Origin of the sequence: Synechococcus sp. PCC 7335 (assembly GCF_000155595.1) — a bacterium.
Lineage (GTDB): Bacteria > Cyanobacteriota > Cyanobacteriia > Phormidesmidales > Phormidesmidaceae > Phormidesmis.
On record NZ_DS989904.1, the window covers coordinates 1,624,309 to 1,640,808 of the forward strand.

The following is a 16,500-nucleotide window of genomic DNA, read 5'->3' on the forward strand; positions in this document are numbered from 1 at the left end:
TAACTGTTCTGACCGATACTGCTATCTAGGATTTGCTCCCTACACTTGACAGACCAGAGCCTCAAGCGCAGAGAGCCTCAATCAGACCGTGTCTACTAGATAGTGTCTACGGTGTCGAACTCGAACTTGATCTCTTTCCACAGTTCGCAAGCCGCAGCTAGTTCTGGGGACCACTTGCAGGCTTCACGGATGATATCGCCACCCTCACGAGCCAGGTTGCGGCCCTCGTTACGCGCCTGAACGCAGGCTTCAAGCGCAACTCGGTTAGCCGTTGCACCTGGCGCATTACCCCAAGGGTGACCCAAAGTACCACCCCCAAACTGAAGGACAGAGTCGTCGCCGAAGATTTCAACCAAGGCAGGCATGTGCCATACGTGAATACCACCGGAGGCAACCGCCATTACACCTGGCATAGAAGCCCAGTCTTGGGTGAAGTAAACACCACGAGACTTATCCTGCTCAATGTAGTTCTCACGCAGCAAGTCAACGAAGCCCAACGTACCGGCTCTGTCGCCTTCGAGCTTACCGACAACAGTACCTGTGTGAATATGGTCACCACCAGACATCCGTAGGCACTTCGCCAATACGCGGAAGTGAATACCGTGGTTCTTCTGACGGTCGATAACAGCGTGCATTGCCCGGTGGATGTGCAGAAGTATGCCGTTGTCGCGGCACCAGTGAGCCAGCGTAGTGTTAGCAGTGAAGCCGCCCGTGAGGAAGTCATGCATGACGATGGGCATCTCAAGTTCTTTCGCATACGCAGCCCGCTTCATCATTTCTTCGCAAGTCGCAGCGGTCACGTTCAGGTAGTGGCCCTTGATTTCGCCTGTTTCTGCCTGAGACTTGTGGATTGCATCGGCTACGAACAAGAATCGATCACGCCACCGTTGGAAAGGCTGTGAGTTGATGTTCTCGTCATCTTTGGTGAAATCGAGACCGCCACGGAGACATTCGTAAACCGCACGGCCATAGTTCTTAGCGGAAAGACCTAGTTTAGGCTTGATTGTACAGCCGAGCAGAGGACGACCATACTTGTTGATGCGATCGCGCTCAACTTGAATACCGTGAGGGGGGCCTTGGAACGTCTTGACGTAGGCAACTGGAATCCGCAAATCTTCCAGCCGCAGAGCGCGCAGTGCTTTAAAGCCAAATACGTTACCCACCAAGGACGTGAGCAGGTTAGTTACAGAACCTTCTTCAAACAGATCGAGAGGATAGGCAACGTAAGCGATGTACTGATTATCTTCGCCGGGTACAGGCTCGATATCGTAGCAGCGTCCACGGTAGCGGTCCATGTCGGTGAGCAAGTCAGTCCAGACAGTGGTCCAAGTACCTGTAGAAGATTCTGCTGCAACCGCTGCGGCACACTCTTCAGGTGGGACGCCAGGCTGAGGCGTCATCCGAAAAGCAGCCAAAATATCTGTATCCCTGGGCGTGTAGTCCGGAGCGTAGTAAGTCAGTCTATAATCCTGTACGCCAGCATCGTAGCCAGCGCCCGACTTGGACTGAGTCTGTGAGTAGGACATATTTCCCTATTTCCTGTCTATTATTCTGTGTGAACTATTCTGGGCGAACCAAACTAGATATTGACCGAACTCCATGCATCTCATTGAAAAGAGACAAACACCTACACCCGAGAGTACTGCACTAACCACAATACGGTGATAGCGACGGACTCAAGCGATTTTCTGAATATGAAGTTCGAAGCGTGATCATAAGCGATCTCAATACAACCTCTGGAATACTGCCAGAAAGCGGTAAAAATCGCGCCGATCGGAGTCAGGTGTTTGCTTCAGACCAACCGATGGGATTAAGTCTGTCAGATTAACCTATGCTCTTCAGAATACTATCAGGCCACCAATAAGTTTCCTTTTAGAAGTTCTGTATAGTCTCATAGTAAAAACTAATGAACGTTGATGTAGAAGGGTTTCAACCGTTCATGAAATATCTATAAGTACAGGAGAATCTGTAACATTCTGTAACAAGAATGCCGCATAGGTCGTTATTTTTGAGCAGATAGAGGGAAAAGGCTGAAGCGATTTGCCGCTTTTATTTCTTTTACTCAGTTATTCTTCATACAAGGTAAATTCGTTTTCGTAAGGAATGTCCGATCCGTAACAGAGCCTTAAGAATTTACGCTTCAAAATCCTGTTTTGCTAGCGCCAATTGACGAAGCGGGGTGGTCGCCTTCGATCTTGAGAGAGCTCTTTCGATATAAGAGAGCTCTTTCGATATATGTGTGCTTTCGGGGCGCGGTAATCTCTACTCTGCTCGACAGCTCTGAACTTGGTATCCTGTTTCTTGTTAGGCGTATAGCTGTTAGAGAGCTGTTTGAGTTGAGTTCGGTGGCTTTGGCCCACAGCTTGCGGGAAGGAGAAATAGCCATGGTCGTCAATGTGCATCAGTTTGCACAGTGGAAAAGAGCAGGCCGGACGATTGCGGTTCTGACCGCTTGGGACTATCTGTCGGCGCAAATGGTGCAGGCGGCAGGAACAGATATTGTGCTAGTAGGCGATTCTATGGCGATGCCGGTGATGGGGCATGAGACCACCATTCCGCTAACGCTAGAGGAGATTTTGCACCATACGAAGATGGTGCGCCGGGCGATCCAAAACACCTTGGTTGTGGTTGATCTACCCTTTTTGACTTATCATGCGAGTCGTTCAGCGGCGCTATTGGCAGCGGGAAGAGTACTCAAGGAAACGGGCGCTCAGGCGGTGAAAATGGAAGGTGGCTATCCCGACATGGTGGAAACAATTGCATCAGTAGTGCGAGCGGGCATTCCAGTAATGGGGCATGTGGGACTGACGCCGCAATCTGTCTATACGTTTGGTAGCTTCCAGAAGCAGGGTAAAACAGACGAAGATGCTAAGCGGATATTAGGTGAGGCGATCGCCCTTGAAGACGCCGGTGTTTTCTCTATTGTTCTAGAACATATTCCTAGCGATCTTGCTCGAAAAATCAGTGAGAAGCTGACCATTCCAACCATCGGTATCGGCGCAGGCCCAGGCTGCGATGGCCAGGTGCTAGTGACCTCAGATCTGTGGGGACTTTCCGAGTGGCAGCCACCGTTTGCCAAGACGTATGTGAACTTGCGCGAGCAGGCAATAGAGGCAGCACAGCAGTTTTGTGAAGAGGTGCGATCGCATCAGTTCAAGTTATGAATTTGGCTATATGAATTTGCCTATGAGTAAGCAAGCGCTAATCGAAAAGCTATCGCTAATAGAGCATGTAGAAGGCGGCTACTTTTCAGAAACGTATCGAGCATCAGACGCAATAGAAACGCCTAGAATAGGGGCGCATCGTTCGATGATGACCTCTATCTACTATCTGCTCACAGACGATCGACCAATCGATCACTTGCATCAAAACCAGTCGGACATTGTGCACTACTTCCAAGCAGGCGCACCGATTACCTATATTCTGGTGGACTTAGAAGGCAATCTCACGAAGACCAAGCTTGGAATGGCGATCGAGCAGGGCGAAAGGCCCCAGTTAGTTGTGCCAAAAGGCTACTGGAAAGCGGCCGTATTGGAGGCTGGAGAATATGGCCTGCTAGGTGAAGCGGTGGCCCCTGGTTTTGACTATCGCGATATGACCATCGCCAAAGCGGATGATATTCGCGTTCGGTTTCCGTCTCTGTGGACTCAGCTAGCGCCTTACGTTCGGGCTTAGCCAGTCAAGATTAGCCAGCCCGGATTAGCAACGTCAATATATATGCATTGGTGAAATGGATGGCCTAGAAAGGGCTTTGGACGCTCAGCTCAGGATTATTGCAGGTAAGCTAATCAGAGGTAAACATCCAACTCTTTTTAACTCATTTAACGATTAACTATGGTTGCTACTAGCACTCGAGTTCCCGATAGCGCACCTGCGGCCAAGCGCGATTATAAAGTGGCTGATATTACGCTAGCTGAGTGGGGCCGAAAGGAAATTGCGATCGCAGAAGGTGAAATGCCGGCGCTAATGACGATTCGTGCCAAGTATCGCGATAGCAAGCCATTATCGGGCGCGAAGATCATCGGCTGCATTCACATGACCATTCAGACCGCTGTACTGATCGAGACGCTTTGCGAGCTGGGCGCTGAAGTTCGCTGGTCTTCTTGCAATATCTTTTCTACACAGGATCATGCAGCGGCGGCGATCGCAGCAGTGGGCATTCCTGTTTTTGCTTGGAAAGGTGAAACCGAAGAAGAATATATCTGGTGCATCGAGCAAACTTGCCACAACGCTGATGGCGAACTGTGGGACGCCAACATGGTCCTCGATGATGGCGGTGATCTGACTGGCCACATCCACCAAACGTATCCTCAAATGCTAGAGCGCATTCACGGGGTCACCGAAGAGACTACTACAGGTGTTCACCGTCTGTATGAAATGCTAGAGAAAGGCGAGCTGAAGATTCCTGCGATCAACGTTAACGACGCCGTTACCAAGACCAAGAACGACAACAAGTACGGCTGTCGTCACAGCCTCAACGATGCGATCAAGCGCGGCACCGATCACTTGATGGCTGGAAAGAAAGCCTTAGTGATTGGCTATGGTGATGTGGGTAAAGGCTCGGTTGCCTCCTTGCGTCAAGAAGGCATGATCGTAAAAGTCGCTGAAGTCGATCCGATCTGCGCAATGCAGGCATGCATGGACGGCTTTGAGCTAGTTTCTCCTTATATCGATGGCAAGAATGACGGTACTGAAGCTAGCATCAACAAAGAACTGCTGGCCAACATCGATTTGGTCGTTACCGCGACTGGCAACTACAACGTCTGCGGTGCCAACATTCTCAAGCACTTAAAAGCCAGCGCTGTCGTCTGCAACATCGGCCACTTTGACAACGAAATCGATACCGCCTTCATGCGTAAAGAGTGGCGTTGGGAAGAAGTGAAGCCCCAAGTTCACCAGGTCTATCGCTCTGAAGATCCAAAAGACTTCTTGATCTTGCTTTCTGAAGGCCGCTTGGTAAACCTTGGTAATGCCACAGGTCATCCTTCTCGGGTGATGGATGGTTCTTTTGCGAACCAGGTACTAGCTCAGATGTTCTTGTTTGAGCGTAAGTTTGCAGATAAGGCTGCTGAAGAGAAAGCAGAGGCACTCACTGTTGAAATTCTGCCGAAGAAGCTAGATGAAGAGGTAGCTCGCTACATGGTTCAGGGCTTTGGCGGTGTCATTACCACACTTACCGAAGAGCAAGCTGACTACATCCATGTGAATGTAGAAGGCCCATTCAAAACTGAAAGCTACAAGTACTAAGGGCATTTCAGCATACAAGACCATGAGACCATGCTTTTCTACCACAGAGCCCTCGTAACTGTTCAAAGACTGAACTTGTACAAGGCTTAGTCTAGAAGTGTTGTCCTAGTTTTTCTTGTGGAAAGCTAGGACAACAAACAACGAGATATGGCTAGTTGATAAGCTGCTTAATGAAATGGGACAAAATCTTCAGCGCCAATCGTATGCGCATCAACGCGGGATAGACTTGCTAACTTTGTATTGTTGTAACGAATTAACGTACTGGCACCTCGACCGACAATATCTAGATCGCTGAAAGAGAGACCCTCGGAAAGACCAAGAGAGTCGACTCCGTTCTTAAAGTCTCGAATGATATCGCGTCCCTGGCCCAAAGACAAAACAAAGATATCGCGTCCTTGGTTGCCCGTAAGGCGATCTAGACCGTTTCCACCAATTAAAATATCGTTGCCGCCAGCACCTCTAATATGATCTCTGCCGCCGCCGCCATTGATAATGTCGTTCCCGGCTTTGCCAATTAGCTTGTCATTGCCACCAAAGCCATTGATAATGTCGTTCCCGGCTTTGCCAATCAGCACATCTCTATCCCCGGTCCCATCGATTTCATTTTTCACTTCGAGAACTTCAATCCCTCGAAGATCGTCGTAACCACCCTCGCCAATGAAGGTGGTCTCGCCCGTCTCTACATCGATCTCATACAGTTCATCTCTGCCGCCGAACAGACGGCCATCGTCTGTGAAAACAATACTCTGAATATCTACATCAGCGCCGACTGCATCGTTGACATCAGTAGTTTGAGCCGTTTCAGGATCAATAACAACTAATCCTTTAGATATATCCCAGCTGTAAAGCGTTCCTTCAGGAGAGAAATCTAAGGCTTGAAGACCATTAAATCCAACGGTTGTACCGATGTTGATTTGCTCTCCAGTGTTAACATTTAACTTGAATAGTTCATCAGTAGTTGAATTCAAATCTGTATTGCTGATTGCGAATAACTCATCTGTCGAAGAAAACGCTAGACCTCTTACGCTCAAATTCTGGAACTGAGTAACGATGCTTTCAGCCCCAGTTTTAGGATCAATTTCTACTAAGGGACGAACACCGCCCGGTAGGCCAGATACTGTAAAAATATGGCCTGCGCTGTTACTTGCCAGCGCGTTTCCTCCAAAATCACTGCTGCTGATCAAAGAGCCGCTACCGTCTATCTCTAGCTGAAAGATATTACCGGAGTTAAGCCCAATAAGCTGAATTGTATTATTTTTTTTCATGGTTCGTGACTACATAATTGATTAGGATAGATATTTTCATTGTGGGTCGAAGCAAGAATCTCGCATAAAAGAAAACACTTTTCGTTTTATACATCTGATTTTTTAAGTCCAGTTAAAGCTGCAGAGTATCACTTCTACAAAGCATGCTCTACAGGTCAAGTTCAGTCTCTATAAGATATAGGGCTAACGAGGCAAGATTTCTATTGATAAGGAGAACACCACAGGCGTCTTTTCAAATGGTCGCATTCGAGATAGCTAAGCACTTTTTATCCTGTTGTTTGTTCTTTAGAGTGCCGGTTTTTTACATTTGTCTCTTACTGCGGACTTAGCCTTCGCAATCATTGTTCCTGAATTCGTACACAGGCTATTTTACCTATCTCGTATAGAACACGAAAGTACACAAGTGGGTACTTCTGTTGTTGTCAGTTCTCTAAATATTATTCAGAGGTTTGACATAATAGGCATAGCAACTTATAGCTTGGTTTTATTGTTCGTTACGATAAAACCTGTCTTAACATTTTTGGGCTGGAAGACAAAAGCCTAGCAGATTGAGAAGGACTACCAGAACCTGGCGAACTAGCTAAGCAAACCATTGAAAACTTAGAAGCAGGTCTAGGTAGCTTTCGCGATGCTTTAGCGGCTTTGTAGTTATGAAAATTAGAACAACGGCGGTTGATTGCTCGCAGCAAAAGAGCGTAGACCGCTATTATTGACTACGACTCGACTCCTCGATCTCGCCATGGCCAAACTATCGGTTGAACTTCAAAGATATTTTCTAGCTGACGTGGCTGACAGCTCAGCCGAGCATATTCCAACCGAAAGCTTCAGCAGTCAGTTGTCTGTCCGTGACTCCGATCTGGTTACCCAGCCAAAGGAAGTAACGCTCGATGAGATCTTGAGTATTGCAGGTGAGCGGACGTTTGGTTTTCTATTCGTGCTGCTATCGCTACCATCTGCCTTACCAATTCCTGCGCCGGGGTATTCGACGCCGTTTGGAATTCTGATGTTTCTGCTAGCAACTCAACTGATCGTTGGGCGTGAGCAACCTTGGTTCCCCGAGAAATTTCGGAAGCAGGGGTTTGAGCGATCGCAAGTTCAAAGTGTCGTCAAAAAAGGCGTTCCCTGGCTGCAAAAAATCGAGATGGTGGCCAGACCGAGGTTGACACCTGTGTGTACGAGCCGCACTGGGCAAATGGTGATCGGAATTGCGATCGCACTTATGTCCATCTCTATGATGATTCCGATCCCATTAACCAACACATTGCCTGCTATTGGCATTTTTGTCACTGGCTTTGGCTTGCTTGATGACGATGGTGCGATTAGCCTAGCCGGACTGACGGTCTGTGCAATTAGTGCAGCTACAACAACAACTATTCTATTTCTGGTATTTCGCCTAGGTAGGGCTGGAATGGAACAAGTTGTAGAGGCTGCTAAGGATTGGGTAAAACCATGAGAAGCTGGAACAGGAAGCATGTAAAGAGGGTTTATAGTTGCAGAATTGCAAAAACCTTTCTCTGAAGTATCTAAAAAAGGCAGCTGTAGACATAACCTATAGTAGCCAAATCAGCAGCTTCTTAGCTAGATAACAAGTACCTTAGATGATACGCACCTTAGAAGTTGTCAACCTACTATTTATCTGGACTTTAGGAGACATTCACTCAGTAACAGGAGTATCGCGGCATAGTTTAGGAAGTCAAGCGAACGCAATTCGCTTACTGCAGCCAACCCGCTGCAACTAACTCAACTATTACATTCTCTAGGAATTTACAATGAAAGTACAATATTTGGCTGCTCTAGCCGCAGCTTCCGTTCTAGGTGTGACAACTGTTGCTAATCTCAATACCCAGTCATTTGCTAATCCCTGTGCTGCTGCTGAAGTCTCTTCTGATCCATGTGCCGCGGACCCCTGCGCTGCACAGGCAGATCCTTGTGCTGCTTCTGCCGACCCCTGCGCCGCTAACCCTTGCGCCGCATAAAAAACACTGGCCTCCATTCTCCTTTCAATTAGTTTACTTCGTAGGGGATCTCTAACAATCGTCAGAGATCCTTTTTTTGTTGAAAATGATTCGTTACTTTTTAGTATTCATTGTATGACTTTCCCAGTCTGTTCTTTTGAGCTCATAGAGGCAGTGTTCTCTAAGCGCATGATCTTTCGGGACGTTGGGATGCATGAACGTTTCAGGCGCTCTGTGCATACCTAGCTTTCTCATAACAGCTTCAGAGCGTTTGTTGACCACTGCGGTGAAAGAAACTATCTTCTCTAGCGCCAGGGTGTCGAAGCCAAAACCTAGCGCAGCCTTTGCAGCTTCAGATGCATAGCCATATCCCCAGTAAGGATAGTCGAGTCGCCAGCCAACTTCAACGCAGGGCTGAAACGGGAGATCGGCTGAAGGAATGTTGAGTCCAACAAACCCAATAAAGTCATGTGCTCCTGTGACCTCTACTGCCCACCAGCCCCAACCCCTTTGTCCAAATGCACTCATAATTTTTTCTGCCAAGGCATCACTTTCCAAACGAGATAGCGGATGGGGAAAGAACTCCATGACTCGCTCATCTCCATTCAATCTAGCAAAAGGCAGCTTATCTGCTTGTGTCCATTGACGAAGGCGAAGGCGGTCGGTCTCTAACTCGTAAATCTTTACCATGGCACGAAGCAATTGGCAACAAAGTGATCAATAATTAGGTAATCGGCAATAAAAAGAACATTCAGGTCAATTACCTTGTTGTAAGACAATTGACCTGAATGCATACTTAAGGAAATGGCCAGACATCAAGCGAGTTGACTAGACCTTAGCTTTGACCCTTAGCTTTGTTCAATGATGATTGTCACCTTTGATGCTGGAACAAAATAAGTGCTGATCATGGTATCTAGCAAAGACAGTATTCAGAGCAGAGGTTTATTGGGACAAACCGCCAAAGGAATTCTCTCCGGCCCGAGAAGTTTTGGACGTTATCCTAGCAGTTGACGGCTTACTAAGCATCGCGCCCAATAAGTAACCCAATACGCAAAGCATTAGGCCGTAGACGTTTACACCAAGATCAAGTGCATACTTCCCGCTTCCTATACTAATCGCTGCCGGAAATATTGAGCTGCCAGACGCGCTTTCAATCACTCGGATTATCCCAAAGGTGAGCCCTGGCCAGAAGGCAAGATGAAAGCTAAGTGGTCCGGCTTTGCGGATAAAGGAGAGTAGGAAAATAGGCGCAAGACCCATGACCATCGTGCCGCTGATAGTGGTGGCTTGGATAACGGCAGGGCCGATTCTATCTCCCATGTAAAGGCTGAAGAGCGGAATGTTGCCAAGCAGGGCGATCGCAATAATCCACCAGCGCCCAAATTTTGCTTGGTTCTCTGTGGGTCTACCTTGTTTGTTGTTCCAATCACGCGCACCTAATTTGGCTACGCTCGAAAAGGTCGAATCTAGCGTAGAGCCAGCGCTTGTAAGCATAATGGCATTGAATACTAGAAGCATAGGCAACCCAAAGAGCGCCGGAACCGTCAGAGAAGGTGCTCCTTCGATTCCATTGGCGCGGGCATAGAGTCCAACAGAACTGAACAACAGAATGAAGCTACCGCTGATGATCCCAGCTAGAATAAAGCCTTTGACCATAACCTTTGGAGAAGTAATGAAGGCGCGATCGGTCATTACTGGATCGTGGAATGGATAGCTGAAAATCTGAACAGCCGCGAGACCACAGAAGGTAAGTCCAGCTAAGGACGTTTCGTTATCGACCACAGGTAGACCGTTGTTTGCTAAGCCAGGACCAAGGGTGCTAAGAATGACAACAAGTAGAACAGCCGCGAGTAGCATTTGAGCGCTGTCAGTCAGCAAGCTTGATCGCAAGCCGCCAATCAAACTGTAGTAGACAGTAAAGGTTGTCACTAAAGCGGCAGCAGTCCAATAGCCAGCACTGCCTTCTGCGCCAAAGTAGAGCGAAAAGACTTTGGTATTAGACCAGACTTCATTGAGCAGACGGATGGCGATCGCAACTAAAAACAACCGAGCGCACACCTTGCCGTACTTACTAACCAGAAATTCTGGAATGGACTTGTGCCCACCGACGGTGCGGATATAGTAGAGCGCGATCGCTGCGGTCACAAAACTGAGGTAGTAGATGGCATAGCCGATACCGCCGGTGATGCCAAATGCGTTGCCTAAGCTAGCGGCATTGTCAATAGATTTAGCAAAAATCCAAGAGATTGCCGCGCTAGAGACGAGTAACCACAGTCCAGGCGCTTGTCCTTGCTGAGAATGACCTTCAAAAAACTCTGAAGCCGTCACCTTGACTGGCGTCGTCTTCTTTACCAAACCAAAAAGCGTAAATCCGTATCCTAGTAGAACAGTCCAAGTCAGGACTTTTGATAGCTCCATAGATTAATTTCGTTCTCTAAATTAATTTCGTTCTCTAATGATAAACAGTGACTATATCAAACCGTAGAAGGGAAGTGTGCCAGTTGCGCCTTCCGTATTTGGCAAGCCCTTGCTCATCTAAACAGTCACCTTAGCTTGTAAAAAGACTCTGAGCGTCCTCGCGGGTTGTTACTAATCTTGAACTTCTCAACATACTTGCTGCTAGATTGATAGCGTAGCAATATCTTTGTCTATGAAGAAGCTTGTCGATCTTAGCCATACAGTAGAAGACGGTATGGTCACCTACAAAGGACTTCCTGCGCCGATCATTTGCGACTACCTCACGCGTGAAGCCTCTAAAGACTACTACTCAGAAGGTACTACCTTTCATATCGGTAAGCTTGAGATGGTTGCTAATACAGGCACTTATATAGACTCTCCTTTCCATCGCTACGCAAACGGGAAAGACTTATCAGAGCTTTCGCTGTCTACCATCGCTGACTTAGAAGGCATTGTGTTTCGAGTGGACCCCAAGCAAACTAGTCTCGGCCCGGAAATCTTCGGCGATGCCGATATCAAAGGGAAAGCTGTGCTAGTGCATACTCGCTGGGCGCAACATTGGAGAACTGACCAATACTTTGAAGATCATCCGCATTTGACGGAGGCAGCAGCGATTTGGCTACGCGATGCGGGTGCTACGCTAGTCGGCATCGATTCCTATAACATTGACGATACATCGACTGGCGCACGTCCAGCCCATTCTGTTTTATTGGGTGCCGATATTCCGATTGTGGAACACATGTGCGGATTAGAACAGATTCCTCAGCACGGGTTTAAGTTCAGTGCCGTCCCTGTCAAAGTAAAAAAGTTTGGAACTTTTCCGGTACGAGCCTACGCTGTGGTTCCCTAGTTCTGGTCTGTTTCGATTCGTCCCAGCGCCGTTCCAGGATAGTAGTGACTCAAAATTTCCTGATAGGAGTATCCTTGTTCTGCCATATCCTTCGCGCCTAGCTGACTCATCCCACTACCGCTGTGAGCATCGTCCACAATATCTTGAGAGGCAGCATATAGCGATTCAACAATGCCTCCTTGATAACTGATAAATTCGCCAGCAGTCGCTAAGACAGCGGCCTGAGTCATGCTGTCTTCTCGATCAATACCCTTGTAGGCTTGAAACCGCTCAGTATTGTCTAAATCGAAGTAGGCTTCGCTAGCAGGATGAATGTTGTGAGTTAGCGCATAGGAACGCGCGGCAACAGACTGCGCCTTGAGTGATTCGATTGCCCAAGAAGAAGACATCTCGCTGCCGACAACACTGTATAGATAGTCGCCTAAGAGGACGTAGTTGACGGCAATGAGCCCCCGTTCACGCTGGGCGATGAGCACACGACCCCTGTACCAGCTGCTGCCAATAGCGACATAGCCACCCTCATCAGGGTAGACCCAAAAGGCGCTAGGCATGGTTTCGCCATCCACTACAACACCGCTATCAAGCTCAGCGAAAGACGCAGTCTCAGGTGTAAGGGTTTTGAGGCGGTTACCATCTAGGTCGGCGATCGTCCCCCCGTGGGAGGTTGCGAAGCCGATGGCGCTAACATCCTTAGCCAAAGCAACTCGCATCTCTAAGATGCTATCGATGGCTGTACCTGAGAGTGATACGGGCTGAACAGCCGGAGCGGGTGGGGCAGCAGCAGTGACCTTTTCTACTTTTGGTGCTGGTTCTACTGCTGGCTCTGAGTCACTGGATTCTGCGCCGTTGGATTCGGTAGCAAGCTTGCTAGCTTTACCAGGTGCGTCAGGCACTGCGGTGCCAGTTCCTGGGGTCTCAGGCACTGCGACAGGGTTAGATGTAGCCACAGCGCCACTAATGGCCTCTAGCTTCCGGTAAAAAATCTGATGAGTTAAGAATAGGTCAGCGACACGCTCATTTAATTCTGCGGTTGGATCACCTATTTTTTTAAGAGGAGTCTTCACCGAATCGGACTGTAGCTTGGTCTGTAGTGTGCTGGGCCAATCCTGGGTAAAGGCGAAGCCAGTTAGGGCAGAGAGAATACCAAAGCCGATAGATATTTTTCTGATAGTGAGCCATCCTAGGAGTTTCGAGCTATCTAACTGAGAGCTGTCTGACTGGATGCTACCCGGTAGAGACAGAGCAGTTGCTGACTTCGCTTTTGGTCTATCAGATTTTGCTTCGTTAGAGGGTGAACTGGAAATATCAAAAGCTACCCTGTTGGTTTCGGCAGCTTGAGAAGTCTTGACCGTCGGTTGGCTAGCCTGACGAGGCGTTAGTAAGCGCAATATTTTTGACTGCTTTAGCATGGTTTCAATATTTCTAGACAAGAAGCCACCCGAAGGATTCGCAATTCACAGTTCATTATGACAAGTCGCCATCGGAAATGTGTTGGCAAAGGCTTGACGTTGCCAGATAATGACCAAATACTCACGTTGGGCCATACTATTGGTGAAATCTTAATCTTTATCTAAGTGATTTAGCAGCCTGCTGGTAGACAGTCTAGGCATCTGGCACAGAGTAAACAAGTATCTTTTGATGAGCGAAAACTCCCTATCGGTTCAATTCAACAGTTCGAATAGCAGTTCACAAGACGGTTTAGGCTCCCATCGTTTAGTGTTGGTGGCCGGTGCGACTGGTGGAGTGGGTCAGCTAAGCGTTGCTAAGTTGATTGCAGAGGGCTATCGAGTTCGGGTATTGACTCGCACTGCGACTAAGGCTGAGAGTATGTTTGCTGGAAACGTTGAGATCGCGGTAGGTGATATTCGACAACCTTCAACCTTGCCGCCTGCGACAGAAGGCATTACGCATTTAATTTGTGCGACTGGGACAACGGCTCTGCCCTCTGCTCGGTGGGATTTTCAAATGGACTTTGGAAGTAATCCATTAGAGCAGGTAACAAACTGGGCCAGAGTCTATCTGGACGAAGACTTCCGCAATGCTCATGCTCGTAATACGCCCGAGGCGGTAGATGCCATTGGTGTGAGTAACCTAGTACAGGCAGCCCCTGAAGACCTACAGCGGTTCGTTTTTGTTTCTTCTTGCGGCGTAGCTAGAAAAGATCAGTTTCCATACACTATCTTGAATGCCTATGGCGTACTAGATGCTAAGGGCAAAGGTGAAACGGCGATTTTGCGCTCCGGCCTGCCCTACACGATCATTCGTCCTGGTCAGCTGACAGATGGCCCCTACACCTCTAGAGATTTCAATTCACTGGTGCAGGCGAGTACGGATAGCAAGCTAGGTGTCGTCATGGAAACGGGCGATACACTCAATGGGCAGACTAGCCGGATTGACGTGGCAGCGGCTTGTGTCGCGTGCTTGGAGATTGAAGCCGCAAAGAACAAGGCCGTTGAGATGATCTCTAAGGGCGATCGCCCCTCACAAATCGACTGGGCTACGCTATTTGCTACTGCGTAATATCCTGATATAGGAAGGGCATGAAGCATAGCAGCTATCGGTTACTGACACGGATCATTGTCGTACTTCTCAGCTATCAACCTAGCACTACAGACAGCACTACAGGCAAAAGCGCTTGCCGACTTCTAGACTAAGAAATTAACAGCTAGCCAAAGCGCCAGCAGTGAACCAAATACGCCTAGCCAAAGCTTAAATCGAATATCCATTACGCCTTACAAAGAATGAAGTTACTTTCGTTATCCTATCGAGAAACCGTTCCTTTTTGAGCCATACATACCGAAATCCTATGAGCGGCTTACACGGTGGTATAGCTTTCGGCCTGCAGTCGAAACATCTCCTCGTAGCGTCCTTGCTTCTTCATGAGCTGTTCGTGGGTACCTGTTTCAATGATCTCGCCTTTTTCTAAAACGACAATCCGATCGGCCATGCGAACGGTGGAAAAGCGGTGACTGACCAGAAAGGTCATTTTGCCTCTCGTGAGCTGACGAAAGCGCTCGAAAAGATCGTGTTCGGCGATCGCATCTACAGCAGCCGTCGGCTCATCTAAGATCAGTACCTGCGCCTGCGACATAAACGCCCGTGCCAGTCCAATCTTCTGCCACTGACCGCCTGAAAGATCGACGCCCCCGGTAAACATTTTGCCCAGCACGGTATCGTATCCATGAGCCAACTCGTTGATCACCGGGTCGGCCCCGGCTTCATTCGCTGCTCGAAAGACTTGCTGTGAGTTGTCTCTATTGGGTAAATCGCCAAAGCCGATGTTGTCTTGAGCAGAGAGTGCGTAGCGAGCGAAGTCTTGAAAGAGAACGCCGATGTTACGACGCAGATCGCTAAGTCTGAAGGCACTCAGCGGAATATCGTCTAAAGTAATCAATCCTCGATCGATGTCGTACAGCCGAGTTAGAAGCTTGAGCAAAGTTGTTTTTCCCGATCCGTTTAGGCCGACTAGGGCAATGCACTCAGTCGGAGCGACGGTAAGCGAGATATCTTTTAGCGTAGGCTGTTCGCTACCAGGGTAAGTAAAGTAAACGTCTTGTAGAACAAGACCCTCTTTGAGCGGTGTTGGGAAAGACTTGGGCTTTCGGGGGCTAGTCACTTGGGGAGCAAGATCTAGGAATTCAAAGTACTGAGAGACATAGAGATTAAATTCGTAGAGGGTAGCAATGGCGGTAAGAATGCCTTGGGTTGCAGATTGGGCCTGCTGAAAGGTGCCTGCATAGAGAGCCAGATCGCCAATGGTGACTAGGCCGCGAATGGCTTCCCAAAGAACTAGGGCATAGGCGCTGTAGAAGGCGATCGCTGCCACCATTTCGATGCTGACCTGGGCTAGAGACTGCCGTCGCGCGATGACCTGAGACTCACGATTAAACTCATCGCGAATGCTGTGGTATTGCTCCACAAGATGATTGCCCAAGTTGAACAGCCTGACTTCTTTGACATATTTGGGCTCCGTTAGAACAGCGCCAAAGTAGTCGGCCAACCTACGACTAGGCGTTTGCCTTCTGGTCATCCAAAAGCGGCGCTCGGAGAAGCGAACGCTTACCCAAAAAGTCGGTAATGCGCTGAGCAACAAAAGCACAAAAACCAAAGAATTAAACCGCAAGAGCAGCGCCAGCAATCCGACTAACCGAGTCACCTGACCCAACAACGTTAGCGATAGGCGCAGAACCCGCATGGGATAACTGCTGCCACTCTGCTGGGCACGGTTGAGAATATCGTGGAATTCTGATGATTCGTAATGGGCCAGATCTAGGCGAGTAGCCTGCTCTAACATCTTTGTATTGGCATAGAGCAAGAAGCGATCGCTCATCACCTGAGTCGTATAGCTATCGAGCTGTTGCAAGATAGCCTGCAAGACCAACAGGCTAAATCCTGCGCCGACTAGTGGCAAGAGCGCCTGCACCATCACCCCTACCGCCACACCTGCCTCAACTAAGATCACGACTTGATCGACGATTAGCTTGCTGATGTATATTTGCGCGGCTGGTAGTAGCGAACTGGTTAAGGTCAGCACCACGCTGATCAAAAGAAAGAGGGGAGTTGCAGACCATACCAACCGGAACAGCCGGGGCATGTTTTTGAAAATGGCGATCGAACTGGAGAGCTTTTGGGCGATCGCACTAATTTTTGAGTTTGTTGTCAAATAGCGAAGAATATGAGTGAAAGTCATTTCTCCATCGTAGCGAATCCTCCAGCCTCAGTAGAA

Annotated in this window: 13 protein-coding genes; 7 read left to right on the forward strand and 6 right to left on the reverse strand. The window is 48.5% G+C overall.

Annotated elements, in window-relative coordinates:
* Nucleotides 1–95 precede the first annotated feature (95 nt).
* On the reverse strand, nt 96–1,526 hold the full coding sequence (locus tag S7335_RS07195) for a form I ribulose bisphosphate carboxylase large subunit (protein WP_006456244.1): 1,431 nt from the start codon (nt 1,524–1,526) through the stop codon (nt 96–98).
* A gap of 858 nt (nt 1,527–2,384) precedes the next feature.
* On the opposite strand from S7335_RS07195, the gene panB reads away from it, so the two are divergent.
* The 3 genes from panB to ahcY all read left to right on the forward strand — a co-directional run bounded on the left by panB (nt 2,385) and on the right by ahcY (nt 5,247).
* Nucleotides 2,385–3,164 carry a 3-methyl-2-oxobutanoate hydroxymethyltransferase gene (panB, locus tag S7335_RS07200; protein ID WP_006453712.1) on the forward strand — a complete coding sequence of 260 codons (780 nt, stop codon included), beginning with the start codon at nt 2,385–2,387 and terminating at the stop codon, nt 3,162–3,164.
* A gap of 22 nt (nt 3,165–3,186) precedes the next feature.
* Entirely contained in the window at nt 3,187–3,675 is a 489-nt protein-coding gene (locus S7335_RS07205; RefSeq protein WP_038017383.1) for a cupin domain-containing protein, read from the forward strand.
* A gap of 159 nt (nt 3,676–3,834) precedes the next feature.
* Nucleotides 3,835–5,247 carry an adenosylhomocysteinase gene (gene ahcY / locus S7335_RS07210; RefSeq protein WP_006454416.1) on the forward strand — a complete coding sequence of 471 codons (1,413 nt, stop codon included), beginning with the start codon at nt 3,835–3,837 and terminating at the stop codon, nt 5,245–5,247.
* A gap of 167 nt (nt 5,248–5,414) precedes the next feature.
* On the opposite strand, the gene S7335_RS25815 is transcribed toward ahcY, so the two are convergent.
* Nucleotides 5,415–6,512, reverse strand: coding sequence for a hypothetical protein (locus tag S7335_RS25815; protein ID WP_006455649.1), 1,098 nt, complete (start codon nt 6,510–6,512; stop codon nt 5,415–5,417).
* Between the two features lie 739 nt (nt 6,513–7,251).
* On the opposite strand from S7335_RS25815, the gene S7335_RS07220 reads away from it, so the two are divergent.
* Together S7335_RS07220 and S7335_RS26670 are read left to right on the forward strand one after the other, a co-directional pair.
* A complete protein-coding gene (locus S7335_RS07220; protein ID WP_006456611.1) occupies nt 7,252–7,965 on the forward strand; it encodes an exopolysaccharide biosynthesis protein in 714 nt (237 codons plus the stop codon).
* A gap of 316 nt (nt 7,966–8,281) precedes the next feature.
* Nucleotides 8,282–8,488: a hypothetical protein gene (locus tag S7335_RS26670; protein ID WP_071776914.1), complete on the forward strand. Its 207-nt coding sequence runs from the start codon at nt 8,282–8,284 to the stop codon at nt 8,486–8,488.
* A gap of 93 nt (nt 8,489–8,581) precedes the next feature.
* Here S7335_RS26670 and S7335_RS07230 read toward each other — a convergent pair whose 3' ends face one another.
* Entirely contained in the window at nt 8,582–9,157 is a 576-nt protein-coding gene (locus tag S7335_RS07230; protein ID WP_006456681.1) for a GNAT family N-acetyltransferase, read from the reverse strand.
* A 252-nt stretch (nt 9,158–9,409) separates the two neighbouring features.
* Entirely contained in the window at nt 9,410–10,885 is a 1,476-nt protein-coding gene (locus S7335_RS07235; protein WP_006457441.1) for a hypothetical protein, read from the reverse strand.
* 232 nt (nt 10,886–11,117) lie between these two features.
* On the opposite strand from S7335_RS07235, the gene S7335_RS07240 reads away from it, so the two are divergent.
* Entirely contained in the window at nt 11,118–11,774 is a 657-nt protein-coding gene (locus S7335_RS07240; RefSeq protein WP_006454099.1) for a cyclase family protein, read from the forward strand.
* On the opposite strand, the gene S7335_RS25820 is transcribed toward S7335_RS07240, so the two are convergent.
* Entirely contained in the window at nt 11,771–13,204 is a 1,434-nt protein-coding gene (locus S7335_RS25820) for a SpoIID/LytB domain-containing protein (RefSeq protein ID WP_157620118.1), read from the reverse strand. The two genes, S7335_RS07240 and S7335_RS25820, sit on opposite strands and share 4 nt — an antisense overlap.
* A 208-nt stretch (nt 13,205–13,412) precedes the next feature.
* On the opposite strand from S7335_RS25820, the gene S7335_RS07250 reads away from it, so the two are divergent.
* Nucleotides 13,413–14,294: an SDR family oxidoreductase gene (locus S7335_RS07250; RefSeq protein WP_006454205.1), complete on the forward strand. Its 882-nt coding sequence runs from the start codon at nt 13,413–13,415 to the stop codon at nt 14,292–14,294.
* 295 nt (nt 14,295–14,589) lie between these two features.
* Here the strand turns inward: S7335_RS07250 and S7335_RS07255 are convergent, their stop codons facing one another.
* Nucleotides 14,590–16,464: an ABC transporter ATP-binding protein gene (locus S7335_RS07255; protein WP_006455974.1), complete on the reverse strand. Its 1,875-nt coding sequence runs from the start codon at nt 16,462–16,464 to the stop codon at nt 14,590–14,592.
* Between the last annotated feature and the right edge of the window lie 36 nt (nt 16,465–16,500).